This is a genomic window from Allocatenococcus thiocycli (assembly GCF_921292965.1).
In the GTDB taxonomy this organism is placed as follows: Bacteria; Pseudomonadota; Gammaproteobacteria; order Enterobacterales; family Vibrionaceae; genus Vibrio; species Vibrio natriegens.
Genome location: NZ_CAKLCK010000041.1, coordinates 85592 through 110928, shown reverse-complemented (window position 1 = coordinate 110928; position 25337 = coordinate 85592). Strand labels below are relative to the sequence as shown.

The following is a 25337-nucleotide window of genomic DNA, read 5'->3' as shown; positions in this document are numbered from 1 at the left end:
TGCAATTTATTTTTATTGCACCACGATGTGACAGCCACATCGCTTATTCAGCCCATTTTTTAAGCAATAGTCAATTTGTATTGAACGTTGAAGTAAAGAAAGTTCACTTCACGGCACCGCTTAGAAGACGAAAGCGTGCATTAAGCGTATAAATCGCAGAAATGCTCGGGAGTAGATCACATATTTCTAGGCTTTTTGCTAAAATCTGGTACATTATGGCCGTTTTTTTAATCAGCAAATGTCGCCAGAGAGCACCCGTTCTTAGCGTGGTGGCATTTCATCTATCTAAGTGAATCAATATCCATGGCTACTCCACAGATTGATAAATTAAGAAATATCGCGATTATCGCGCACGTTGACCACGGTAAAACAACGCTGGTTGACAAGCTGCTACAACAATCAGGCACGCTTGAGTCTCGCGGTGAAGCTGAAGAGCGAGTCATGGACTCGAACGACATCGAGAAAGAGCGCGGTATTACCATTCTTGCTAAAAACACAGCAATTAACTGGAACGATTACCGTATCAACATCGTAGATACTCCGGGACACGCGGACTTCGGTGGTGAAGTAGAACGTATCATGTCGATGGTAGACTCTGTACTACTTATCGTTGACGCAGTTGACGGTCCAATGCCGCAAACTCGTTTCGTAACGCAAAAAGCGTTTGCTCATGGTCTTAAGCCAATCGTTGTAATCAACAAGATCGACCGTCCTGGTGCGCGTCCTGACTGGGTTATGGACCAAGTGTTCGACCTATTCGACAACCTAGGCGCAACTGATGACCAGCTAGACTTTAAAGTGGTTTACGCATCAGCACTTAACGGTTGGGCTTCTCTAGAAGAAGGCGAAACTGGCGAGAACATGGAACCACTATTCCAAACTATCGTTGATGTTGTTGACGCGCCAAATGTTGACCTAGACGGTCCACTACAGATGCAAGTTTCTCAGCTTGACTACAGCTCTTACGTTGGTGTTATCGGTGTTGCTCGTGTAACTCGTGGTAGCGTTAAGCCAAACCAACAAGTAACAGTTATCGGTGCAGACGGTAAAACTCGCAACGGTAAAGTTGGTACAGTAATGGGCTACCTTGGCCTAGAGCGTCACGACATTGAGCAAGCTAACGCGGGTGATATCATCGCAATTACTGGTCTTGGCGAGCTAAAAATCTCTGACACTATCTGTGCTCAAAACTCGGTAGAAGCGCTACCTGCACTTTCTGTTGATGAACCAACAGTAACGATGACGTTCCAGGTAAACACGTCTCCATTCGCGGGTAAAGAAGGTAAGTTCGTAACTTCACGTAACATCCTTGAGCGTCTAGAGAAGGAACTGGTACACAACGTTGCACTACGCGTAGAGCAAACTGACGATCCAGATAAATTCCGCGTATCAGGCCGTGGTGAACTTCACCTGTCTATCCTGATCGAAAACATGCGTCGTGAAGGCTTTGAGCTAGCGGTATCTCGTCCAGAAGTAATCATCAAAGAAGAAGATGGTCAGTTGATGGAACCGTTCGAAACGGTAACTATCGACGTAATGGAAGAGCACCAAGGCGGCATCATGGAGAACATCGGCCTACGTAAAGGTGAGCTGAAAGACATGTCTCCAGATGGTAAAGGCCGTGTACGTATGGACTTCGTTATGCCATCTCGCGGTCTGATCGGTTTCCAAACTGAGTTCATGACGCTGACTTCAGGTTCTGGTCTTCTTTACCATACGTTTGATCACTACGGCCCTCACAAAGGCGGTAACATTGGTCAGCGTGTGAACGGTGTACTAATCGCGAACGCGATGGGTAAAGCGCTAACAAACGCACTGTTTAACCTTCAAGAGCGTGGTCGCCTATTCATCGGTCACGGTGTAGAAGTTTACGAAGGCATGGTTATCGGTATTCACAGCCGCGACAACGACCTTACAGTAAACGCACTGAAAGGTAAGCAGCTAACTAACGTTCGTGCTTCTGGTACTGATGACGCACAGGTTCTTACTCCGCCAATCAAGATGACTCTTGAGCAAGCACTAGAATTCATCGATGATGACGAACTAGTAGAAGTAACGCCTGAAAGCATCCGTATCCGTAAGAAGTTCCTAACGGAAAGCGATCGTAAGCGTGCTTCACGTTCAGCGAAATAATCTGCTGTAACGTTTAAGTTAATAAGAAGCCCCGAGTTATGCTCGGGGCTTTTTGTATTCAGGGAAAGGAAAGACTTTGATGAAACCGATTGTGATTACGGGTGGTCCAGGCGCTGGCAAAACGACGTTATTGAACGCTTTGGGTGAGCAGGGCTTTGCAACTTTCGCCGAAAGCTCTCGCACCATAATAGAGCAACAAAGCCAGTTGGAAGGCGGTATCTTACCTTGGAACAACTTACCTGAGTTTGCCAGATTGTGCCTTGAGCTCATGAGTGAGCAGAAACAGCAGGCGCAGAGTCACGAAGTGGCATTTGTTGATCGCGCGATTCCAGACATCATTGCTTACCTGCGAGTTGGCGATTGTGATGTAGACTTAGACTTTGTGACAGAAAGTGCTGGGTACCATAGTCAGGTGCTGACTTGTCGACCTGAAGCCTCGATTTATGTGCAGGATGAAGTGCGTCCCCACAGTTTTGAAGAGGCACTGGTAATCCATCAAACCCTAGTTGCCACCTACGCTGAGCTTGGTTATCAGGTGGTTGAAGTGCCATGGGGAACGGTAGAGGAGAGGGTAAGGTTTGTTCGACGGGTGACCGGTTTAGTAAGGCAGGAAGAAAGCGAACACCTCTCCACGTAGAGAGGTGTTAAATTCGGGTAGGTTATTTTTGGTTTAGCTTTTGCAGGAACTTGTCTGATTCCGCTATCGCTGCATTCATCTGTTTGATGGCATATTGAATGTCTTGCTCTAGATTCGAGAATTCACCTCGTAGAGAGCCAATTGCGCTCGCATTTAAGTTATGTTTTAAATACAAGGTGTTGTCACGTAATGTATTGAGAACTGGCGTCATCTTTTGTTCAGCTCGCTTCATCGCACTGAGCATGGTTTTGTAAGACGCCTTGGTATCACGCAATTTCTGTTCACTTGAACGACGCAGTTTTGCACTGGTGTACAGGTCGAGTTCGTCCTGCCATTCGTCAAAGAGTGCATCTGATACATCTTCGATAGCAGCGATACGATCGCGGACATCTTGCGCCGCTTTCTCACTGTCTTCATATTTGTCGTTTATGTTGTTGTAAACGTCTTCCTGCTCACCACCATCAAAGTTGGTCAGAGCGGATAGCGCCTCAAGCGCACTGGTGAACTCTTCTTGAGCGTCTTGTTGAGATTCTTTGGCGTCTTCAACGCGATCGACCATGATGTCGCGTTTATGGTATCCCACTTGTTCCATTGCTGAATAATATGCAGACTGACACCCTGTTAAAGTAAAAATTGATAGTACAATTGCTAATAAATAAGGCATTTTTTATGTCCCAGATGCTAATTATGAGATGAACTATGAACCAGTTATCAGAGAGTTACAAGGCGAGATTGAGCAATCTATTGCCAAGTTGCGTCGCTTTCTTTAAGTATCTTCTTAAGCGTTTGACGCACGACCGCATGAATGTAAACGCTGGCTACCTTGCCTATATCACCCTGTTGTCCATCGTGCCGATGCTCACCGTATTGTTATCAATATTATCAAAATTCCCGGTGTTTTCGGATGTCGGTGAAGTGTTGCAAGGGTATGTTATCGAGAATTTTGTGCCAGCGTCTGGTGAAGCTGTACATACTGCTTTACAAGAGTTTGTGTCTAATACTGGTAAAATGAGTGCGGTTGGTGGTGCATTTTTATTTGTCGCGGCACTGATGCTGATCTCTAACATCGATAAGAATCTGAACTATATATGGCGAGTGAAAGACAAGCGACGTTTTGTGTTTTCGTTTTCTATGTATTGGATGGTGTTGACGCTCGGACCAATTATGGTCGGCGCCAGTATTGCCGCCACGTCGTATGTGACATCACTTCAGATCCTAGAGAACGAAACCCTATCGGGTGCGTTTAACCTGTTTTTGCGTTGGTTGCCTTTGCTATTGTCTTTCTTTGCTTTTTTAGGGTTGTACATCTTAGTGCCAAATAAAAAAGTATACCTGAGCCATGGGGCTGTGGGGGCCGCTCTGGCTGCGGTATTATTTGAATTGAGTAAAAAAGGCTTCGCTTTGTATATTACTCAGTTCCCGTCGTACCAGCTTATCTATGGCGCTCTGGCCGCGATTCCTATCTTGTTTGTTTGGGTGTACTTGTGCTGGATGATTGTGCTGTTAGGAGCGGAAGTGACGGCGGCGATGGGTGAACGAGAGCACTGGAGTGAAGACCTAGACATGATACACTCGGTCGCAGAATCTCAGTTAGCAAATAAAGGAAACGAGCGTAGTGATAGCTCTAATTCAACGGGTCAGTGAAGCTGCCGTCCGTGTGGACGGTGAAGTAGTTGGTGAAATCGATCAGGGTCTTCTTGTTCTGCTTGGCGTAGAGAAGGACGACGATGAAGCTAAAGCCAAGCGTTTGATGGAGCGTGTGACCACTTACCGTGTGTTTGAAGATGAGGAAGGTAAAATGAACCTCAACGTCAAACAGGTGGAAGGCAAGGTGTTAGTCGTTTCTCAGTTCACTCTGCCAGCCGATACTAAAAAAGGGACTCGCGCCGGCTTTTCGCGCGGTGCTCACCCTGCCGATGCAGAACGTCTGTATGATTACTTTTCTGACTTATGCGAACAGGTGCTACCTACCCAGCGTGGCCGTTTCGCTGCCGATATGAAAGTGTCATTAATTAATGACGGCCCAGTGACTTTCTGGTTACAGGTCTAATCTGGTAACGCAATCTTCATAGGCTAAGCTTTAACTCCAAGTGTAGGGAAATAGCTTAGCCTTGTTTCTTTGACATTTATTTGTTTTGTACTTTCAAAGGATTGATATGTTCAAACTCATTACTCCAAAAACTGAAAACCAGCTTAACAAGTATTATCAGTTCCGCTGGCAGATGTTACGTGAGCCGTGGCGAATGCCGATCGGGTCGGAACGTGATGAATACGATGGTATGAGTCACCACCGGATGATTGTGGATGGTCGTGGCCGGCCGATGGCGATTGGGCGTCTCTATATCACGCCAGACAATGACGGTCAGATTCGTTACATGGCGGTAAAAAGTAATCGCCGTGGCAAAGGCATGGGTTCATTAGTGTTGGTGGCACTGGAGTCACTTGCGCGCCAGGAAGGTGCGAAACGCTTGGTATGTAATGCCCGTGAAGATGCGATTGCGTTCTATGAGAAAAGTGGTTTTGAGCGCCGTGGTGAGTTGACTGATGAACGTGGCCCGGTCCGTCACCAACAAATGGTTAAGCCCTTAGACCCGATGGCTAATGTTCTTCGCCGTCCTGAGTGGTGTACGGAGCTCCAGAAGCGATGGGAAGAACAAATCCCGATCAGTGACAAAATGGGGATTAAGATTAATCAATACACGGGTTATCAATTTGAATGCTGCGCCCAGCTAAACCCTAACCTGAACCCTCACAATACGATGTTTGCTGGCTCTGCTTTTACCTTGGCGACATTGACTGGGTGGGGAATGACTTGGTTACTACTTAAAGAGCGTGGCCTGCACGGTGATATTGTTCTCGCGGACAGTTCCATTCGTTATCGCCAGCCCGTTGAGCAAAACCCTGTTGCCAGCACATCACTTGATGGCATCAGTGGTGACTTGGATCGGTTGAAGTCGGGCCGTAAAGCGAGAATCGTGATTCATGTGGTGATTTATAGTGGTGACACGCCAGCCGTCGATTTTGTCGGGACTTACATGCTGATACCTAATTATTCGCAATTACTCAGCTGTTAGCGCTTCGTCGGCAACAGCATTTATTGTTGGCTCATCTTCTTCCACAATCTCTTCAACCAACTCTTCTTCCTGCAGCTCTATATTGATTTCCGCGATAGGAGCTGTAGGTTGCGCTTTTTCTACAGTTAACTCTGGTTGCTGAGTGTCTTTTGTTGATTCCAGTCCTTCGCTCTCTGCGGGCTTGATACAGTCATTTTTCGTCGGCTCATGGCTGAAAATATCGCCGCTAATGACGCCACACTGTTCTTTTAGCTGATACTCAAGCCCACTTAATGGGTTGTTAGCCAGATCAAACGCACCACTGATTTTGCCTTTAATGTCGCTTCCCAAAATGGTGATGGGTTGGATTGAAACCTCACCACGTCGCGCTTGCAGACGGACAGGAGAGAATGTGATCGACTTCAGTGACTGATCGGCTTGAGAGAGCAACATCGTGTCACGGAAGTTGGCTTCGATATCGCCGGTTAAGCTGTACGCCAGCATATTACGATCGCCAGCCAGACCTTGCAGTTCAAGATTCAGATCGGACAAGCCTTCTACGGTTAATACTTGAGGTAGGTATGAGTGAAAGAGGCGCAGAGGAATGCCATCTGCATTGATGTTCAGCGTCCATGGTTGGCTGGTGGTGCTGACATCAATCTGCCCGTAACCTTCGATATAGCCTTGCTCTAATGGCGCAAATAAACGAGTCAATTGCCAAAGACCATTGTCACTTTGAGTTGAAAGCGCGGCGTGAGAGGCAATCACCTGATCATAGCTAGCGTTGACGACGCTAACGTCCAGGTTACCATTCCACACTGCCCAGTGATTTCCTAGGCGTTTGACGGCAAGTTGACGACCTTCCAAATTCAGGCCTGAAACCTGCCAATAGGGCTGTCGTGATATTTGTATGATTTGGCTGTGCTCAATGTCGAGCTGATTTATCGTCACTTCGTTTAGCGCTTTTGTTGCCGCTTGCCACCAGTCTGAACTTTCGTCAGGCTTCATTGCCCATTTCAAGCCATAAATTGAGGCATTGTCTATTTGCCATTGAGTTGGTTGGAACTGTCCCGAAATTTGAACACGACCTTGTTGCCAGTCCAGATAGAGTTCTTTCAGTTCAATCTGACTAGGCGTCATTACCGCGCTTAAACGTGGCTCTATTGCAGTTTGTTCCTGAAAGCTAACGCTGTCTGCTTGCAAAGAGATCTGAGCTTGTGTCTGCCAAGGTGATAGCGGAAGTGAAGCATCCTCGAGCGAAAGTTCCAGATTTTGCCAATGCCAGTCTCCCCATTCAATGTCAGCGTTTAACAGGTCGAGACTATTAATGTGGTTAATTTTGAAAGGTATGGCATTCCATGGCTTAGCGAGCAGCGATTGCAGCTGGGCATTGTTCATTTTCAGCTTGTCGACGGTGACATTGACCAAAGACCAGCCTTGAGGGTATTGCTCGCCCTGACCCGAGATCAGACTGTCTCTCCACTTAAACGACGTACCATAGAGAGTGCTGTTTTCTGGTCGATAATCCATATCAAGCAACACATTATCGAAAGCTTCGCCATTCCAGTAGATTTGCGCAGCAGACAACTGAATCTCGCCATAAGGCAGCACGTACGAGTTGTTCTGCCAGATTGGTGATTGGATTTGAACATTCAGCCCATTGATCACTAACTGTTTGTTCGCGTAATCGAGATTTTTAATCGCAACTTGGTGGAACTGGACAGATTCTAGATTGGCGAAATCCGGCAGTCCTTGTTTTAAGCTCACACCGTTGATAAGTAAGCTATCGACAATCCACTTACCATCGCGGCGCACATCTGGGTTTAGCCATACATCGACTTGCTCAATGCTGGATATATGTTCGCTATTCGTTCGAATGCCTTGCGCGGTGAGGTGATAAGGAAAGTCGTAGTACACCTTTTCTGCCTGAATAGGCAAGTTCAGGTGCTCTGAAATAAAAGCCCAGGTTTGGTTAGCATAGGAAGTGGTAAGCAGCGCAATAACGGTTGCAGGGATAGCAATCAGTAATACAAGTAACAGAATTAGAATTCGAAGCGCTGTTTTCATCCTTGCCAGAACCTACGTAAAGTATGGAAGTCTGCTTTAGCTTGTATCAATCTTGGGTGGGATTCAATAAAAAGCCCCTCAAAAGAGGGGCTTGTAGAATATTTTGGTAACCAAGTCACTCTCGACCGGGTTTTCGCACAACATTAGTCAAGCTGTGGACCAGCAGCAACCAGAGATTTACCTTCTGCGTTGTCTGTGTATTTATCAAAGTTATTGATAAAGCGTTCTGCTAGATCTTTCGCCTTGCTTTCCCATTGCAGTGGATCAACATAAGTATCACGTGGATCAAGAATGCTTGGGTCAACACCTGGTAGTGAAGTCGGAACTTCAAGGTTGAAGATTGGGATTTGCTTCGTTGCTGCATCTTCAATTGAACCGTCTAGGATTGCATCAATAATACCGCGTGTATCCTGAATTGAGATACGTTTACCGCTACCATTCCAGCCAGTGTTAACCAGGTAAGCTTCTGCACCTGCTGCTTCCATACGTTTAACCAGTACTTCTGCGTACTTAGTTGGGTGAAGCGTTAGGAACGCAGCGCCAAAACACGCAGAGAAAGTTGGCGTCGGCTCAGTGATACCGCGCTCTGTGCCGGCTAGTTTTGCAGTAAAGCCAGACAGGAAGTGGTACTTGGTTTGCTCTGGTGTCAGTTTCGATACTGGAGGAAGCACACCAAACGCGTCAGCAGACAGGAAGATCACTTTATTTGCATGACCGCCTTTCGATACTGGCTTAACGATGTTTTCAATGTGGTAAAGCGGGTAAGAAACACGAGTGTTCTCTGTCTTAGAACCATCATCAAAGTCGATAGAACCATCGTTGCGTACCGTTACGTTTTCTAGCAGTGCATCGCGGCGGATAGCGTTGTAGATATCAGGCTCGGCTTCTTTCGATAGTTTGATGGTCTTCGCGTAACAACCACCTTCGAAGTTAAATACGCCGTCGTCATCCCAGCCGTGCTCATCATCACCAATTAGCGCACGTTTAGGGTCTGTTGAAAGTGTTGTTTTACCTGTACCAGATAGGCCGAAGAAGACTGCGACATCGCCATCTTCGCCCATGTTCGCACTACAGTGCATCGATGCGATGTCTTTCAGAGGAAGGAAGTAGTTCATCATTGCGAACATGCCTTTCTTCATCTCACCACCGTACCATGTACCGCCGATAAGCTGAGTACGTTCAGTCAAGTTGAATACAGTGAAGTTTTCAGAGTTCAGGCCTTGCTCTTCCCATTTCGGGTTAGTGCATTTCGCGCCGTTCATCACAACGAAGTCTGGTTCAAATGTTGCCAGTTCTTCTTCTGTTGGGCGGATGAACATGTTTTTCACGAAGTGTGCTTGCCATGCAACTTCGGTGATAACACGAATGCTCAAGCGTGTATCAGGGTTTGCACCACAGTAACCGTCAATCACAAACAGGCGTTTCCCAGAAAGTTGGTTTGTCACTAATTCTTTTAGCTCATTCCAAACTTCTTGGTTGATTGGCTTGTTGTCATTTTTGACTGCGTCAGAAGTCCACCACATGTTTTCTTCTGTCGTCGCATCTTTAACGATGTATTTATCTTTTGGTGAGCGACCAGTAAAGATGCCTGTGTCAACAGCAACCGCACCCAATTCAGTAACCACACCGCGTTCATAACCGGTCAGTTCTTCACGCGTTTCTTCTTCAAACAGCACTTCATAGCTTGGGTTGCGCAGAACCTCTTTTACGTTGTGCAGTCCATGTCTGGTTAGATCAAGTGTTGCAGCCTTTGTATGTTCCATAACGGTCATAGGTGCTCCTTATAAGGATTTTGTAGGGATTTTGTAAGAATGTTTTAATTTTTATCTGCTCACCATGCTAGCAACGGGACTGGGAGAAAACAGGGATGTAGTTCAAAATTTATCCATGATTTTGCTGGGGTTTTAGGTGACCCGTCACATATTGGTTGGAATAGTTTATCGTGGGCGCAATCCTTTACGCTAGGGCAAAACGATTATTAATTACTTAAAATTAAGCGGTTATTTTATTACGGTAAAAGCTAGGGTTTACGGGGCTTAGGTCACAAAAAGGCCAGCATTGAGCTGGCCTTTTGAAGGGGGAATTACGTGCTTGGTAAGCTATGAAAATTAATGCAGCGTTTTTTTGTCCGTTGAAGCTTGTTCGTAGAGCGCAGTAACCTCAGCTTCATCGAAGCTATAAGTTGTACCACAGTAATCACAATGTAACGAAACTGATCCAACCTCGGCTAAAATGTCATAAATTTCCGCTTTCTCAACAGTGACGATCGCTGCACCACTGCGTTCACGAGAACAACCGCACTGGAATGAAACTGGTTGAGGTTCGTAAAGACGCACTTTGTCCTGGTTGTAAAGACGGTAAAGTAGTTCATTGGCTTCTAAACCGAACAGCTCTTCCTCTTTTACTGTGTCAGTCAGTTGCTCCAGATGTTCAAAATCATCAGGAGAGCCAGTACCATCCGGCATTACCTGAATCAGCATACCTGCTGCATGCGGTTGACCTTCGAATTCACCAGTACGGATCCAAAGACGCGTTTTTAGCTGCTCAGAGTTAGCGAAGTAGCCTTCCAGAACTTCTGCAAGATTGTCACCTTCTAAGCCAACAACGCCTTGGTAGCGCTCGCCTACTTTAGGTTCGATGGTGATCACCATATGACCTTTACCCATCATATCGTGAAGGCTTGCATCATCGGCAATATCGCCTTCCCAGCGCGCAACACCACGAATTCTTTGTTTGTGGTCACCATTGATGACAGCAAGAGAAACCGGGCCGTCGCCTTGAATCTGAATAGTGATTGAGCCTTCGAACTTAAGCGTCGCGGTTAAAAGTGTGGTTGATACGAGTAGCTCGCCTAACAGTTTTTGTACTGCTGCCGGATATTCCTTGCTGGAGATAATACGCTGGTACGCTTCGTCCAATTGTACCAACTCGCCACGAACTGAAAGGTCTTCAAATAGGTAGCGGTTTAAAACATTATTTGCCATGGAGTGATTTCCTCGTTGGTATTTCCGGCGTTTATTGATGCTTGAACTTAATGATGTCACGGCGCTGCTTTTTATCAGGGCGGCGTTCCGGACTTGGGTTGTGGGCATTAAGTTTCCGTTGAGTCGCGTGTTCTTCTCGCTTTGTAATACTGTCTTCAGTTTCGCGATACAGAGTCTGTGCGATTGGTGCCCCACGACGTTGATCAGAGATTTTCTCGATGATCACCGTTTTTTCTTCGTTGCCTTGACGAAGTTTAATTTCGGCACCCAACTCAACTATTTTACTTGGTTTGCTTCGTTGGCCATTATAGTGGACTTTACCGCCATCGACCATGTTACGAGCGATGGAGCGGGTTTTATAAAATCTTGCGGCCCAAAGCCATTTATCTAGCCTAACGGCTTCATTAACGGAACTCATAGAACACTACGCTATCTAACCACTGCCATTAACCGCAGTGAGTGATGGATTATTCACCTACAGATGGAGCCAAGGTCTAATTTTTTCAAGGGAGTTGGCAAAAACTGAAGAAGAAAAAGGTATGCCATATCTGTTGTGATATAGTTCACTGCTATTTGTTTATTAGTAATTTTACTGTCATTTTAGAAAGATAGAGTCGATGTTTTTTAATAGCCAGTTCGACCTATATCGAAAGAAAGGAATCAATTTAGTGAAGCGAATAGAGCTGAGTGCTGGATTATCGAGCAGCCCACTACTGGCTCAGATGAAATCCAATAACTACGCGATTCAAACCAAGCTTAGTTTGCTATTTACTTGTTTATTTATCGCGCTAGTCGGATGGCTGCTCGGAAAAGTAGTGTGGTTACTGATACCACAAACGGCGGAAATAACGCCATGGCGACCTACAGCAGGTAATGTTATTGCTGGCAATAACGACAACGCAATTGATTTCAACGCCCTTCAAAATGCTCACTTATTCGGTCAATACACTGAAAACAAACCTGTCATTATCGATCAACCTGTTGTCAAAGATGCACCTAAGACTCGTCTGAACTTGACTCTCGTTGGGGCTGTGGCCAGTAATCAGGTGCAAAGCAGTTTAGCGGTTATTGCCAATCGAGGTAAACAGTCAACCTATGGTATCGGTGAAGAAATCGAAGGCACACGTGCGACATTGAAAGCTGTATTAGTCGATCGTGTGATCATCGAAAACCAAGGCCGTGACGAAACCCTGATGATGCAGGGGATTGAATACAACAAGTTATCTGAATCGCCTCAATTAAGACGTGCGCAAGCAGCACAACCAGAGTCTGTAGCTGGTGACAAATTGGAGCAAATCCGAGAGGAAATAGCTCAAGATCCGAAAAGTGTTTTCAAATACATCAGCATTTCACCGGTTAAGAATGGTGATGACATTGTGGGTTACCGAGTTGCTCCGGGGCGGGACGCTGCATTATTTAATGATGTGGGCTTAGAGTCTGGTGATATTGCAGTACAACTTAATGGGATCGACTTGAGTGATCCTTCTTCTTCAGCTGAATTGATGCGAATCATGAACGATCCGCAAGAGCTGAATCTGACTGTTGAGCGTGAAGGCCAGCAGTACGAAATCTATATCCAATTGTAATACTTAGGCTATCAGCGTAAGTGCAGGGAGAAATACGTGAAACATTGGTTAAGCAAAAGTGCTTGGTTATTGGCAGGGAGCCTACTCTGTGCCCCTGGTGCGATAGCAAATGAATTTAGTGCCAGCTTTAAAGGCACTGATATTCAGGAATTCATTAACATCGTTGGTCGTAATTTAGAGAAGACCATCATTGTTGATCCATCGGTACGCGGAAAAATCGACGTCCGTAGTTATGACGTGCTGAATGAAGAGCAATACTACAGCTTTTTCCTTAACGTACTTGAAGTGTACGGCTACGCAGTTGTAGAAATGGACAATGGCGTACTGAAAGTTATTAAAGCGAAAGACTCGAAGACTTCTGCAATCCCCGTTTTAGGTGATAGTAGCGCGCAAGGCGACAGCGTTATCACCCGAGTCGTTGCTGTACGTAATGTATCGGTACGTGAATTATCTCCATTGTTGCGTCAGCTTATCGACAATGCCGGTGCTGGTAACGTAGTTCACTATGATCCAGCCAACATCATTCTGATTACAGGTCGTGCGGCGGTTGTCAATCGTTTGGCAGAAATCATTAAGCGTGTTGACCAGGCAGGTGACAAAGAAATTGAGCTGGTAGAACTGCGTAATGCGTCTGCAGCAGAGATGGTGCGTATTGTGGAAGCTTTAAATAAAAGCACTAACCAGAAAAGCACGCCAGAATTCTTAGAGCCTAAAATCGTGGCTGATGATCGCACCAATGCGATTCTTATCTCCGGTGACCCTAAAGTACGTGCTCGTCTTAAACGCTTAATCCGTCAGCTTGATGTAGAGATGGCAACGAAAGGCAATAACCGAGTGGTTTACCTTAAAAATGCCAAAGCGGAAGATTTAGTCGAAGTACTGAAAGGTGTCTCTGACAATCTACAAGCAGAAAAACAAGCCGGTCAAGGCCAAAGAGCAAGCGCGCAGCGTGGCGAAGTCGTTATCGCAGCTCACCCGGCAACCAATGCACTCGTATTGACTGCGCCGCCAGATATCATGATGGCGTTGCAAGATGTTATTGCCCAGCTTGATATCCGCCGAGCACAGGTATTGATTGAAGCGCTGATTGTTGAAATGTCGGAAGGTGATGGTATTAACCTTGGCGTTCAATGGGGCTCGCTAGAGACTGGCGCAGTTATTCAGTACGGTTCTGGCGCGCAAATCGGCGAAGTCATGGTCGGTCTGGAAGAAGCGAAAAACACTACGCAGACAGAAAGCTACTGGGATAGCGATTCAAGTAGCTGGCAGACCCGTGAGTACACCGAAGAAGGTGATTACTCAACATTGGCATCTGCATTAAGTGGTGTAAACGGCGCGGCTATGAGCATCGTGATGGGTGACTGGACAGCACTGATTAACGCAGTGGCAACGGATTCAAACTCTAACATCCTGTCATCTCCAAGCATTACGGTGATGGATAACGGTGAAGCGTCATTTATTGTTGGTGAAGAAGTGCCGGTTATTACTGGCTCGACTGCTGGCTCAAACAACGACAACCCATTCCAGACTGTTGATCGTAAAGAAGTGGGTATCAAACTGAAAGTGGTGCCACAAATTAACGAAGGTGATTCTGTTCAACTGAATATCGAACAAGAAGTATCGAACGTTTTAGGTGCTAATGGTGCGGTGGACGTTCGCTTTGCCAAGCGTCAGTTAAATACGTCTGTTATGGTTCAAGATGGTCAGATGCTAGTGCTGGGTGGCTTGGTAGATGAGCGAGCACTGGAAAGTGAAGCCAAAGTACCTCTATTGGGTGATATTCCCGTTTTAGGTTACTTGTTCAAATCAACCACTACAGAAACGCAAAAACGCAATCTGATGGTATTTATCAAACCAACGATTATCCGTGATGGAATGACGGCGGATGGCATCACTCAGCGTAAGTACAACTTTATTCGTGCTGAACAGCTTTACAAAGCAGAGCAAGGTTTGAAGCTGATGTCGGATGATAAGATCCCACTGATGCCTGAGTTTGGTAAGGACCGTGAGCACCCTGCTGAGATCCAAGCCTTCCTTGATCAGATGAGTATGAACTAATGGTAGATATGTTAGACACTGCGCCAAGCATGCGTCGTCTGCCATTCAGTTTTGCCAATCGCTTTAAACTGGTGCTGGAGACTGAACATCCTGAGCGCCCACCAATTCTGTTTTACGTTGAGCCGCTTAACCCAGCGGCTCTGGTTGAAGTCCGTCGCGTGATTAAGCAGAGCTTTGTGCCTCAGCCTATCGATCAGGAAACGTTCGATAAGAAGCTGACTGAAGCGTATCAGCGAGACTCCTCTGAAGCGCGTCAGCTGATGGAAGACATCGGTGCAGACAGTGATGATTTCTTCTCTCTTGCAGAAGAGTTGCCGCATGATGAAGACTTGTTAGAGTCCGAAGACGATGCGCCGATCATCAAGTTAATCAACGCGATGCTCGGCGAGGCTATCAAAGAAGGTGCCTCAGATATTCACATCGAAACGTTCGAGAAAAAACTCTCGATTCGTTTCCGCGTTGATGGTGTTCTGCGTGAAGTTCTCACGCCAAGTCGCAAGCTGTCACCCCTGCTGGTTTCCCGTGTCAAAGTCATGGCCAAACTGGATATTGCAGAAAAACGTGTTCCTCAGGATGGACGTATTTCCTTGCGTATCGGTGGTCGTGCTGTTGATGTGCGTGTTTCGACCATGCCGTCATCACATGGTGAGCGTGTGGTGATGCGTCTATTGGACAAAAACGCCACGCGTCTTGACCTGCACAGTTTGGGTATGACGACCTCGGTGCATGACAATTTCCGTCATCTCATCCAGCGCCCTCATGGCATTATTTTGGTTACCGGTCCGACGGGCTCTGGTAAATCGACCACCTTGTACGCTGGCTTGCAAGAAATCAACAGCAACGAGCGTAACATTCTGACGGTAGAAGACCCGATCGAATTTGATATCGATGGCATTGGTCAGACACAGGTCAATACTAAAGTGGACATGACCTTTGCCCGCGGCCTACGCGCAATTTTGCGTCAGGACCCAGATGTGGTGATGGTCGGGGAAATTCGTGACTTAGAGACCGCACAAATTGCCGTGCAAGCGTCTTTGACCGGTCACTTGGTGATGTCGACGCTTCACACCAACACCGCGGTGGGTGCGATTACTCGTCTGCGTGATATGGGTATTGAACCGTTTCTGATTTCTTCTTCGCTACTAGGCGTATTGGCTCAGCGCCTTGTACGTACGCTATGCCCGGACTGTAAACAGCCTTATGAAGCAGACAGTGAGCAGAAAAAGCTGTTTGGAATGAGTGAATCTGAATCGTTAGTTCTTCATCGTGCTAAGGGTTGCGAGCTATGTAATCAGAAAGGCTACCGTGGCCGTACTGGTATTCATGAGTTGGTACTGGTCGATGAGGAAGTGCAAGAACTGATTCATAAAGAAGCCGGTGAACTGGAAATCGAGAAATCGGTACGTGCGCATACACCTTGTATCCGCAGTGATGGGCTGAGCAAAGTACGTCGTGGTATTACGTCACTTGAAGAAGTGATGCGAGTGACGAAGGAAGCATAATGGCGGCATTTGAGTACAAAGCGCTGGATGCCAAAGGGAAGCAAAAGAAAGGCACCATCGAAGGGGATAATGGACGCCAGGTCCGCCAACGCCTGAAAGAGCAGGGCATGATCCCAATTGAAGTGATGGAAGCGAAAGCAAAAGCGGCCAAATCTTCAGGCTCAGTCAGTTTTAAGCGTGGTATTAAGACCGCAGAATTAGCGTTGATTACACGCCAGCTTTCCACCCTCGTTCAGTCAGGCATGCCTCTTGAAGAATGTTTGCGCGCCGTTTCTGAGCAAGCAGACAAACCTCGCATTCGAACCATGATGGCAGCGGTGCGTTCTAAAGTGACTGAAGGCTACGCTCTGGCAGATAGCCTGGCGGATTATCCTCATGTATTTGATGAACTGTTTCGCTCGATGGTTGCGGCGGGAGAAAAATCGGGACATTTGGATGCGGTATTGGAGCGTTTGGCAGATTACGTAGAAAATCGTCAAAAAATGCGTTCTAAATTGCTGCAAGCCATGATTTATCCTGTGGTTTTGGTCGTCTTCGCGGTTGCTATCGTCTCTTTCTTGCTGGCGACAGTCGTGCCGAAAATCATCGATCCTATTATTCAGATGGGACAAGAACTGCCTCAATCAACCCAAGTTCTTCTGGCAGCCAGTGAGTTTGTTCAGGAGTGGGGGTTGATTATCTTTGTTGTCTTAGTGGTGTTTTTCTATGGTCTAAAGCTGGCATTGCAAAAGCCGGATTTCCGCCTTGCCTGGGATAAAAAAATTCTTAACTTGCCGCTGTTAGGTAAGATTTCTAAAGGTATCAACACAGCGAGATTCGCTCGTACACTTTCGATTTGTACTTCCAGCGCCATCCCTATTCTAGACGGGATGCGTGTCGCGGTGGACGTCATGTCGAACCGCTACGTGAAGCAACAGGTGTTGGTGGCTGCGGACAATGTGCGTGAAGGGTCAAGCTTGCGTCGTGCTCTTGATCAGACTCGCCTGTTCCCGCCAATGATGTTGCACATGATCGCCAGTGGTGAGCAGAGTGGCGAGCTGGAAAGCATGCTCACTCGTGCCGCAGATAACCAAGACCAGAATTTTGAATCAACCGTTAATATCGCATTGGGTATCTTCACCCCGGTATTGATTGCTTTAATGGCTGGCCTTGTACTGTTCATAGTGATGGCGACCTTGATGCCAATGCTAGAAATGAATAACTTAATGAGCGGATAATATTCGGGTTAAGGGATGTCTACTAAGGGTGTTCCTTTAATCTAACTTTCGGAGAAAAAAATGAACTTTAAGCGCAGTAAACAACGTGGCTTCACACTGTTAGAAGTAATGGTGGTGGTTGTAATTTTAGGTATTTTGGCAAGTTTTGTTGTACCAAACCTACTTGGTAACAAAGAAAAGGCAGACCAACAAAAAGCGATCACAGATATTGTGGCATTAGAAAATGCCTTGGATATGTACAAGTTAGATAACAACGTTTACCCAACGACCGATCAAGGTTTGGATGCATTGGTAAACAAACCGTCAAACCCTGAGCCACGTAACTACCGTGATGGTGGCTACATTAAGCGTCTTCCTAATGACCCTTGGGGTTATGAATACCAATACTTGAGCCCTGGTGACAATGGCACGATTGATATCTTTACCTTGGGTGCGGATGGTCAAGAAGGTGGTGAAGGTCCAGCTGCAGATATCGGCAACTGGAATATGCAAGATTTCCAATAACCGTGATCGTTAAACCAGCGCCAAGGAAGCAAATGCGAAAACATCAAGCGTTTACATTAATAGAAATTCTATTGGTGCTGGTTTTATTATCTCTGACCGCTTTAGCGGTAGTTACGACATTGCCTACCAGTCAGAAAGACCTTTCAAAACAATACGCCCAAAGCTTTTTTCAGCGCTTACTACTACTCAATGAAGAGGCCGTATTGAGCGGCAAAGATTTTGGTGTTCGAGTTGACGACGTAAAATCGACCTATGCATTACTGAGCCTTGGGGAAGAGGGCTGGCAGCTATTAGAAATGCGACAGATACCAAGTGAAACCACGCTGGATGAAGACATCACGTTGCAACTGGACTTAGGCGGTGGCGCCTGGGATGACGATGATCGCTTGTTTGAACCCGGTTCCCTGTTTGATGAAGATATGTTTGCCGAGCAGGAGAAAAAGGTAAAGAGCAAGCCGCCACAAGTGTTTGTGTTTTCCAGTGCTGAATTGACGCCGTTTACGTTGTCTTTCTTTCCTAAAAATGGTGACGCATTGAATGATGGCTGGCGTGTGGTAGGTAAAGAGTCCGGTCAGATTTTGTTATTAGCACCGGGTGAAGAAGCAGAAGAGGATGAGAATGCGCAATTTTAAGCGAACTCACCTGAGCTTAACGGGTCGCCGAACCAGAGGCATGACCTTGTTAGAAGTGCTGGTTGCACTGGCGATTTTTGCGACAGCGGCCATTAGTGTGATTCGCTCAGTAAGCCAACACATTAATACGGTCAGCTACTTAGAAGAAAAAATGTTTGCAGCAATGGTTGTGGATAATCAAATGGCTAATGTGATGTTAGACACCGGTGAACTCAAAGCGAAAAATGGCACTGAGGATCTCGCTGGACGCACGTGGTACTGGAAAGTTTCGCCAGTGGCTACCACGCAGCCATTGCTGAAAGCATTTGATGTAAGCGTCGCGACAGCAAAAGACGCAAGCCCAGTTGTGACGGTACGAAGCTATGTGGCGCAGTAGAGGGCACAACGTGGCTAAGCACCACAAGCAAAAAGGTTTTACACTTATCGAAGTGTTGGTGTCGATTGCGATCTTCGCCAGCTTAAGTGTTGCAGCCTATCAGGTAGTGTCGCAGATACAGCGCAGCAACCTGCTCTCTCAGGAACGCACGGCGCGTTTGAATGAGCTGCAGCGCACGATGGTAATGATGGACAATGACTTTCGTCAGATGGCCTTGCGTCGCACGCGTACCGATGGAGAGGAGGTGGCGAGCCAGCTCATCTTTTGGTCAGACTACTTACTGGACTCGGATGCCAAAGGCGTGATGTTTGCTCGCTTGGGTTGGCACAATCCGCAACAGCAGTTTCCTCGCGGTGAGGTAACGAAAGTGGGTTATCGAATTAAGGGCGAGACGCTGCAGCGCATTTGGTGGCGCTATCCGGATACACCTGTTGGACAGGAAGGGATTGTGACGCCTCTGCTGACGCAAGTCGAAGCATTCGACATTCGCTTTTATGATGGTAATCAGTGGAAAAGTGATTGGGACAGTAGTGACTCATTGCCTAAAGCCGTATCGGTGGTTCTGACGCTGAAGGACTATGGCAAAATCACGCGCACTTATCTTACGCCAGATGGCAAACTGGGTGAGTCAGAGGGGAGTGACAATGGCTAAAAGTCAGCGTGGTGTCGCTCTACTCATTGTCCTGATGTTGCTGGCGATAATGACGACGGTAGCAGCAAGCATGTCTGAGCGTCTATTTGCTCAGTTTCAGCGTGGTGGTAACCAAATCAATTTCCAACAGGCTTATTGGTATAGTTTAGGCGTCGAAGCTCTGGCAAAAGTGGGTATTGAACAAAGCTATGAGGATACCGACACCATTAACCTGAGCCAGCCGTGGGCGATAAAAGATCAGGTTTATCCACTTGATTACGGTCAGGCGACCGGACGGATTGTAGATAAACAAGCGTGCTTTAACCTCAACGTGTTGAGCCGTGTACAGTCGACCAGCCAGCAAACGGTCAGACCTTATTTGGTGCAGGTTCTGCAACGCTTACTGGAAGAGTCGGAAGTGGATCCTTATCAAGCTGAAGTGATTGCAGATTCGACTTGGGAGTACGTAGACAGCGACTCTGTGGTTCGTTCGACGACCGGGGTCGAAGACAGTACTTATGAAGCGATGAGCCCGGCTTATTTGCCGCCGAACAGCTGGATGGCGGATAAAACGGAGTTACGTTCAGTCTATCAGGTGAGTGGCGAGTTCTATCAAAAAATAGCGCCGTTAGTCTGCGCTTTGCCAAGCGATGACTGGCGTCTGAACGTGAACACTATTGAAGTGGAACAAGCGCCAATTTTAGTCGCGATGTTCTCACCCGGTTTGAGCAACAGTGATGCGGTACAGCTGATAGAAAAGCGCCCATTCGATGGCTGGGACAATATTGAAGCGTTTTTAGCCGAGTCAGAATTAGCTGGCTTAAATGAAAATATCACGAAGGAAGCCAAAGCTTATTTAGGCGTCGATAGCGCTTTCTTCGAATTAGATGCACAGGTGCTGGTGGATGATTCACGCGTGCGTATCCGCAGCCTTTTGCAAAGTACAAACAGAGACACAGTGACGGTAGTACGCCGTCGTTTTGGAGGGATCAGTGAGCGAGTTTCTGACCGTTCGGCTGAGTAGCGAACAACAAAGTACCATTCCTTGGGTGGTGTGGTCGACAGAGCAGCAGGAAGTGATTGCCAGCGGCGAAATTGCCGGGTGGGAACATTTGGATGAGTTAGTGTCTTACGCTAACCAGCGTCCGGTGTTTGCTTTACTGGCAAGTAACGATGTCGTACTCACTCAAGTGGATATCCCCGCAGGCGCAGAACGTCAGTTCGACACCATGCTGCCGTACTTAGTGGAAGACGAAGTGGCACAAGATGTCGACAGTCTTCACTTCACGGTATTGAGCAAGCAATCTGGGAAAGCGCACGTGTGTGCGGTTGAGCGAGTGTGGCTGGAAACCGTATTGCAGCGCTTCTTGAGCCAGGGAATGACAATTAAACGTGTTTTGCCAGATGTTTTGGCATTACCAGTGAATGAGAACAGCAGCGCAGCACTTATGGGTGATCAGTGGCTGATTCGTCACTCACAAACCGAAGGCGCGGTGGTGGATGTTTCATGGTTAGACCTTTATCTCTCATCTTATCTACAAAACCATGAAGGTTGGAAACTCGACTGTTACAGCTCGGTTCCGGAGTCTGCCGTCAGTGAAGTATGGGTACCTCAGCCAGAAGAAATGACAATGGCGTTGTTAGCCAAAGGTGTGGCTGAAAGCAAAACCAACTTACTCACCGGAGCATTTAAACCGAAATCGTCTTGGGGTAAGTACTGGAAAATATGGCAAAAAACCGCTATCGCTGCGGGTGTTTTGCTCGTGGTCTTGGTCGCTCAACAGTTGCTAATGGTACATAAGTATGAAGCTCAGGCTCAGACGTACCGCGAAGAAAGTGAACGCATTTTCCGCCAGATTTTTCCGGGTAAAAATCGCATTCCAACCGTCAGTTACCTTAAACGCCAAATGACCGATGAAGAGCGTCGCTTGTCTGGTGGCTCTAGTGACGAAGTGATGTTGGTTTGGCTGGCCGCGCTTCCTTCTGCGCTGAGTCAGGTTGAGGATTTGGAAATTACCAGCTTCAAATATGATGGCCAGCGTGGAGAAGTAAGAATCCACGCTCGCAGCTCTGACTTTCAGCCTTTCGAGCAAGCTCGAGTAAAACTTGCTGAAAAGTTTAATGTCGAGCAAGGCCAGCTTAATCGCAACGACAAAGTTGTGATGGGCAGTTTTGTATTGAAACGTTTGTGAGGTGGTGATGAAGAATTTAATCTCTCAAGTTCAAACTTGGTGGAGCGGCATCTCACAACGTGAACAGCGTATGATGATGGGTTGTGGAGTTCTCGTAATTGTCGGTCTCGTTTACTGGGGCATATTACAACCGATGAGCCAGCGAGCAGAATTGGCACAGTCAAGAATACAGAGTGAAAGACAGCTTCTTGCCTGGGTGCAAGAAAAAGCAGACGACATCACGGCACTGCGTAAGAGCGGTGGTGTAACCTACTCGAATCAGCCTCTTAATCAGTTGGTGTCTTCTTCAGCTCGCCGTTATAAGGTTGAGCTGATCCGCGTACAACCCCGCAACGAGAGTGTTCAGGTGTGGATCAAACCTTTAGCCTTTAACCAGTTGGTAGATTGGTTACGCTATTTGAAAGAGCAGCAAGGCATCGAGGTGGAGTTCTTAGATATTGATCGAACCGAACAGGCGGGCATGATCGAGGTGAATCGCCTGCAGTTTAAGCGAGGATAAATTGAAGCGAGTTGTACTTTATGCAGGCATCTTTATTGTCTGCTTTTCTGTGAGTTTATTAATGGGCCTGCCGGTTTCCTGGGTTGTTAAACAAAGTCCAAAGGTAAGTGGGCTCGATATTCAGGGCGTTCAGGGCACCATATGGCAAGGTCAGGCGTCTAATGTTCGTTGGCAACGACAAAACCTAGGTGAAGTTAACTGGGATTTCCAATGGTCTGCTTTGTTTACTGGTAAAGCAGAATTTGCCGTACGATTTGGTCGTGGCAGCGATATGGATGTGCGAGGACGTGGCCTAGTGGGCTATGGTTTGTTTGGTGATGCCTACGCAAAAGACTTAGTCGCCTCTGTTCCGGCGATAAAAGTCGTTGAGCAGGCGCGCCTACCAGTCCCAGTTGGTGTCGACGGGCAGTTGGAGCTCAATATCCACCATGCAACGTATGCTTCTCCTTGGTGTAGCGAAGGAGATGGCACTCTGGTTTGGAGTGCGAGTGGCATACAAAGTCCATTAGGGCGCTTAGAGCTCGGTCCGGTCGTAGCCAATTTGAACTGTAAAGACAGCGTGCTGACCGCATCCGGTGAACAAAATAGCCCGCAAGTCTCTGCGGCGTTTTCAGCGGAGTTAATGCCGAATCAGCGTTACTCGACGACAGCATGGTTTAAACCGGGCGCTGAATTCCCTTCAGCGATGGGAGATCAGCTGCAATGGCTCGGTAAGCCAAACGCACAAGGTCAATATGAGTTTGATTACAAAGGGCGCTTTTAAATAAAAGCCTAAAACAGACAAAGAAAAGAGCTGCCAATGTGCAGCTCTTTTTGTTTTTGGATCATGGTAGGCCAAACCCTCCAATTGCTGTACGAGAAAATGCCTTATCCAAACAAAATGAAATAACTAATTGATTTTAAAGTTATCTCTTAGTTTGTGTGCAGCTTGCATAGCTTTTGGATCATAGTAGGCCAAATACCCTAATCGCTGTACAGTAATAAAAAGAAAGGCCACGAATTAGATTCGTGACCTTGTAGAAGTTCGTTCTGTTGGAACGAGAAAATTAATCTTTACGCTGAAGAATCTCATTCCAAGGCAGCGTTTCATCACCTAAGACGATGAAGTTAGGGTTTTCCAACGTTTCGCGTTCATTGTAAGACAACGGTTCTAATTGAGTGCTTAGAATGCGACCTCCCGCCTCTTCAACAATACACTGTGTCGCGGCGGTATCCCACTCACCAGTTGGGCCCAAACGCAGGTAACAGTCCACAGCACCTTCAGCCACTAAGCACGCCTTTAATGCTGCAGAACCGAGAGGGATCAGTTCGTAATTCCAGGCACTGCTCATGCGATTGGTGATGCGGTTGATGTCCTGGCGACGACTGATCGCAATCGCAATGTTTTGTCCGGGACGTTCGTGTTTATGCGTGTGAATTCTTACGCTCTCGGACATATCTGGAATTTTCCAGGCTCCTTTTCCGCTGTAGGCATAATAAGTGACTCCGGAGACAGGGCCATACACGACACCCATCGTCGGTTGGTTGTTGTCGACTAAGGCGATAATTGTCGCAAAGTCACCGCTGCGTGCAATGAACTCCTGAGTACCATCGAGAGGGTCGACCAGCCAATAACGCTGCCATTGGGCACGTTTTTCCAGGCTGATGTCAGCGTCTTCTTCAGACAATACAGGAATATCTGGCGTTAGTTCGCTCAGACGTTCTATGATGAATTTGTGTGCGGCAAGATCTGCGCTGGTGACCGGGGTTTCATCACTTTTGGTGAATTCTTCGTATTGCTTCTTTTGATAGATATCGAGAATCAACTGTCCGGCACTGCGGGCGATCTCAATAACTTGAGGGAGTAGGTGAGATAAATCTTTTGTCATTGGCATAGGTGATTGTCCTTCCTCACAACGATGATTTGGCTCTGTTGTTGTTATTGGTTGTGAGTGGTATTGCGTAAATGTTTCAGCGCTAACATCAATGCGGTGATGCTGCGCGCTTCACAGAAATCCATGTGTGTGATCAGCTCTTCAGCTTGCGCCAGTGGCCAACGCACAATTTCCAGTGGCTCGGGTTCATCACCCTCTTGTTTTTCCGGATATAGCGCCTGTCCTAAAAACAGGGTCATTTTGCTCGAAAAGTAAGAGGGCGCGAGGATAACTTGCTTTAACGGAGTCAATTGGTTGCAGCCGAAACCAATTTCTTCTTTCAGTTCTCGGTCTGCTGCCTGATGTGGCGTTTCTCCCGGATCGATGAGACCTTTGGGAAAGCCCAATTCATACCGTTCTGTGCCAGCCGCGTACTCGCGTACCAACAGAAGATCCCCCTGCTCTGTCACAGGCACAACCATTACGGCATCTCGACCACTCGGTTTCATACGCTCGTAAGTGCGATGTTCTCCATTAGAAAAGCGAAGGTCGAGGGCTTCCACTGCAAACAGCTTAGACTTTGCGACCGTCTGGCAAGAGAGAATCTCTGGTGGGGTCCTTTTCGACATAGCGCTGGCTCCTTGGTGTCGTTGGGTTTACGAGGTGCGTAAGATTCTTAATATATGAAAAGTCTGCCTGAGTTGCTAGCTGGAATTTATCGCTTTAGCGAATGCTAGATACAAAAACGGGAGACCTGAGTCTCCCATTTTCAATGACAGTACTTACCTTAGTAGTAAGAGTGGTCACCACGATCGTGTTCTGTAGCATCGCGAACCGCAGTTAGTTCACCAGAGAACTGGTTTAGTAACTCTTTTTCGATGCCTTCTTTTAGTGTTACGTCGACCATTGAACAGCCGTTACAGCCGCCACCAAATGCAACGATAGCCACACCTTCATCAGTGATTTCAACCAGACTTACGTGACCGCCGTGGCCAGCAAGCTGTGGGTTCACCTGAGTTTGGATAGCGTATTCAACACGCTCAACAAGCGGTGCATCATCAGACACTTTGCGCATTTTAGCGTTTGGCGCTTTTAGCGTCAGTTGAGAACCCATTTTGTCTGTAACGAAGTCGATTTCAGCGTCTTCAAGGAATGGCAGGCTCAACTCATCAACGTATGCTGAAAAGCCGCTGTATGGGAGCACTGTGTCGGTTCCTTCCACCGCTTCAGGTGGGCAGTAAGACACACCACACTCAGCGTTTTGTGTACCTGGGTTTACAACGAAAATACGAATGTTAGTCCCTTCTGGCTGTTGACCGAGAAGATTAGCGAAATGCGTTTGCGCAGTTTCTGTAATAGTAATATTTGACACGACAATACCCGAGTAAATTTGTAGGTTACTGCTGCTATTCT

Annotated in this window: 25 protein-coding genes; 17 read left to right on the top strand and 8 right to left on the bottom strand. The window is 47.0% G+C overall.

The genetic code is table 11. The features are described from left to right. Positions 1-303 precede the first annotated feature (303 nt). Positions 304-2133, top strand: coding sequence for a translational GTPase TypA (typA, locus tag L9Q40_RS16860; RefSeq protein ID WP_498794019.1), 1830 nt, complete (start codon positions 304-306; stop codon positions 2131-2133). Between the two features lie 79 nt (positions 2134-2212). After that, the gene (locus L9Q40_RS16855) at positions 2213-2770 is read left to right on the top strand and encodes an AAA family ATPase (protein WP_498794018.1); all 558 of its coding nucleotides are present in this window, start codon (positions 2213-2215) and stop codon (positions 2768-2770) included. 22 nt (positions 2771-2792) lie between these two features. Here the strand turns inward: L9Q40_RS16855 and L9Q40_RS16850 are convergent, their stop codons facing one another. Then, on the bottom strand, positions 2793-3434 hold the full coding sequence (locus L9Q40_RS16850; RefSeq protein ID WP_498794017.1) for a DUF2959 domain-containing protein: 642 nt from the start codon (positions 3432-3434) through the stop codon (positions 2793-2795). A 35-nt stretch (positions 3435-3469) separates the two neighbouring features. Here L9Q40_RS16850 and L9Q40_RS16845 point away from each other — a divergent pair, with 35 nt between their 5' ends. The 3 genes from L9Q40_RS16845 (at position 3470) to L9Q40_RS16835 (ending at position 5844) form a co-directional block, all read left to right on the top strand. Next, entirely contained in the window at positions 3470-4414 is a 945-nt protein-coding gene (locus L9Q40_RS16845) for a virulence factor BrkB family protein (protein WP_498794015.1), read from the top strand. After that, the gene (gene dtd, locus L9Q40_RS16840) at positions 4386-4820 is read left to right on the top strand and encodes a D-aminoacyl-tRNA deacylase (protein WP_237315998.1); all 435 of its coding nucleotides are present in this window, start codon (positions 4386-4388) and stop codon (positions 4818-4820) included. Before L9Q40_RS16845 ends, dtd begins: the two co-directional genes overlap by 29 nt. A gap of 106 nt (positions 4821-4926) precedes the next feature. Continuing rightward, entirely contained in the window at positions 4927-5844 is a 918-nt protein-coding gene (locus L9Q40_RS16835; protein ID WP_014230527.1) for a bifunctional GNAT family N-acetyltransferase/hotdog fold thioesterase, read from the top strand. Here L9Q40_RS16835 and L9Q40_RS16830 read toward each other — a convergent pair. The 4 genes from L9Q40_RS16830 to hslR form a co-directional block, all read right to left on the bottom strand. Continuing rightward, a complete protein-coding gene (locus L9Q40_RS16830; protein WP_498794014.1) occupies positions 5830-7890 on the bottom strand; it encodes an AsmA family protein in 2061 nt (686 codons plus the stop codon). The genes L9Q40_RS16835 and L9Q40_RS16830 overlap by 15 nt on opposite strands. 143 nt (positions 7891-8033) lie before the next feature. After that, a complete protein-coding gene (gene pckA / locus L9Q40_RS16825) occupies positions 8034-9662 on the bottom strand; it encodes a phosphoenolpyruvate carboxykinase (ATP) (RefSeq protein WP_498794013.1) in 1629 nt (542 codons plus the stop codon). 336 nt (positions 9663-9998) lie between these two features. Next, positions 9999-10874, bottom strand: coding sequence for an Hsp33 family molecular chaperone HslO (gene hslO / locus L9Q40_RS16820; RefSeq protein WP_014230530.1), 876 nt, complete (start codon positions 10872-10874; stop codon positions 9999-10001). 31 nt (positions 10875-10905) lie between these two features. After that, on the bottom strand, positions 10906-11292 hold the full coding sequence (gene hslR / locus L9Q40_RS16815; protein WP_264903390.1) for a ribosome-associated heat shock protein Hsp15: 387 nt from the start codon (positions 11290-11292) through the stop codon (positions 10906-10908). A gap of 250 nt (positions 11293-11542) precedes the next feature. Here hslR and gspC point away from each other — a divergent pair, with 250 nt between their 5' ends. Genes gspC through L9Q40_RS16755 form a run of 12 tightly spaced genes read left to right on the top strand, consistent with a single transcriptional unit; the run spans position 11543 to position 22834 of the window. Continuing rightward, positions 11543-12460 (top strand): type II secretion system protein GspC, encoded by a 918-nt coding sequence (gspC, locus tag L9Q40_RS16810; protein WP_498794012.1) that lies wholly within the window; start codon positions 11543-11545, stop codon positions 12458-12460. A 36-nt stretch (positions 12461-12496) separates the two neighbouring features. Further along, positions 12497-14518, top strand: a complete 2022-nt coding sequence (gene gspD, locus L9Q40_RS16805; protein WP_014230533.1) for a type II secretion system secretin GspD — start codon at positions 12497-12499, stop codon at positions 14516-14518. Beyond that, positions 14518-16020: a type II secretion system ATPase GspE gene (gene gspE, locus L9Q40_RS16800; protein ID WP_014230534.1), complete on the top strand. Its 1503-nt coding sequence runs from the start codon at positions 14518-14520 to the stop codon at positions 16018-16020. The genes gspD and gspE overlap by 1 nt, the downstream gene beginning before the upstream one ends. Next, positions 16020-17237 carry a type II secretion system inner membrane protein GspF gene (gspF, locus tag L9Q40_RS16795; RefSeq protein ID WP_014230535.1) on the top strand — a complete coding sequence of 406 codons (1218 nt, stop codon included), beginning with the start codon at positions 16020-16022 and terminating at the stop codon, positions 17235-17237. The genes gspE and gspF overlap by 1 nt, the downstream gene beginning before the upstream one ends. A gap of 60 nt (positions 17238-17297) precedes the next feature. Next, positions 17298-17741, top strand: coding sequence for a type II secretion system major pseudopilin GspG (gene gspG, locus L9Q40_RS16790; RefSeq protein ID WP_014230536.1), 444 nt, complete (start codon positions 17298-17300; stop codon positions 17739-17741). 32 nt (positions 17742-17773) lie between these two features. Then, positions 17774-18373 (top strand): prepilin-type N-terminal cleavage/methylation domain-containing protein, encoded by a 600-nt coding sequence (locus tag L9Q40_RS16785; protein WP_498794010.1) that lies wholly within the window; start codon positions 17774-17776, stop codon positions 18371-18373. Continuing rightward, positions 18360-18749, top strand: a complete 390-nt coding sequence (gene gspI / locus L9Q40_RS16780) for a type II secretion system minor pseudopilin GspI (RefSeq protein WP_176290579.1) — start codon at positions 18360-18362, stop codon at positions 18747-18749. Before L9Q40_RS16785 ends, gspI begins: the two co-directional genes overlap by 14 nt. Beyond that, positions 18736-19401, top strand: coding sequence for a type II secretion system minor pseudopilin GspJ (gene gspJ / locus L9Q40_RS16775; RefSeq protein WP_020335689.1), 666 nt, complete (start codon positions 18736-18738; stop codon positions 19399-19401). Before gspI ends, gspJ begins: the two co-directional genes overlap by 14 nt. After that, the gene (gene gspK, locus L9Q40_RS16770; protein ID WP_065299013.1) at positions 19394-20404 is read left to right on the top strand and encodes a type II secretion system minor pseudopilin GspK; all 1011 of its coding nucleotides are present in this window, start codon (positions 19394-19396) and stop codon (positions 20402-20404) included. The genes gspJ and gspK overlap by 8 nt, the downstream gene beginning before the upstream one ends. After that, on the top strand, positions 20373-21572 hold the full coding sequence (gspL, locus tag L9Q40_RS16765; protein WP_498794009.1) for a type II secretion system protein GspL: 1200 nt from the start codon (positions 20373-20375) through the stop codon (positions 21570-21572). Before gspK ends, gspL begins: the two co-directional genes overlap by 32 nt. 7 nt (positions 21573-21579) lie before the next feature. Continuing rightward, complete coding sequence (locus L9Q40_RS16760) at positions 21580-22071, top strand: type II secretion system protein M (RefSeq protein ID WP_020335694.1); 492 nt, start codon at positions 21580-21582, stop codon at positions 22069-22071. A gap of 1 nt (position 22072) precedes the next feature. After that, on the top strand, positions 22073-22834 hold the full coding sequence (locus tag L9Q40_RS16755) for a type II secretion system protein N (protein WP_243975602.1): 762 nt from the start codon (positions 22073-22075) through the stop codon (positions 22832-22834). Between the two features lie 283 nt (positions 22835-23117). Here L9Q40_RS16755 and cysQ read toward each other — a convergent pair whose 3' ends face one another. The 3 genes from cysQ to nfuA all read right to left on the bottom strand — a co-directional run bounded on the left by cysQ (position 23118) and on the right by nfuA (position 25296). Next, positions 23118-23945 (bottom strand): 3'(2'),5'-bisphosphate nucleotidase CysQ, encoded by an 828-nt coding sequence (gene cysQ, locus L9Q40_RS16750; protein WP_498794008.1) that lies wholly within the window; start codon positions 23943-23945, stop codon positions 23118-23120. 44 nt (positions 23946-23989) lie between these two features. Then, entirely contained in the window at positions 23990-24553 is a 564-nt protein-coding gene (nudE, locus tag L9Q40_RS16745) for an ADP compounds hydrolase NudE (protein WP_498794007.1), read from the bottom strand. A 158-nt stretch (positions 24554-24711) separates the two neighbouring features. Next, complete coding sequence (nfuA, locus tag L9Q40_RS16740; RefSeq protein ID WP_014230546.1) at positions 24712-25296, bottom strand: Fe-S biogenesis protein NfuA; 585 nt, start codon at positions 25294-25296, stop codon at positions 24712-24714. Between the last annotated feature and the right edge of the window lie 41 nt (positions 25297-25337).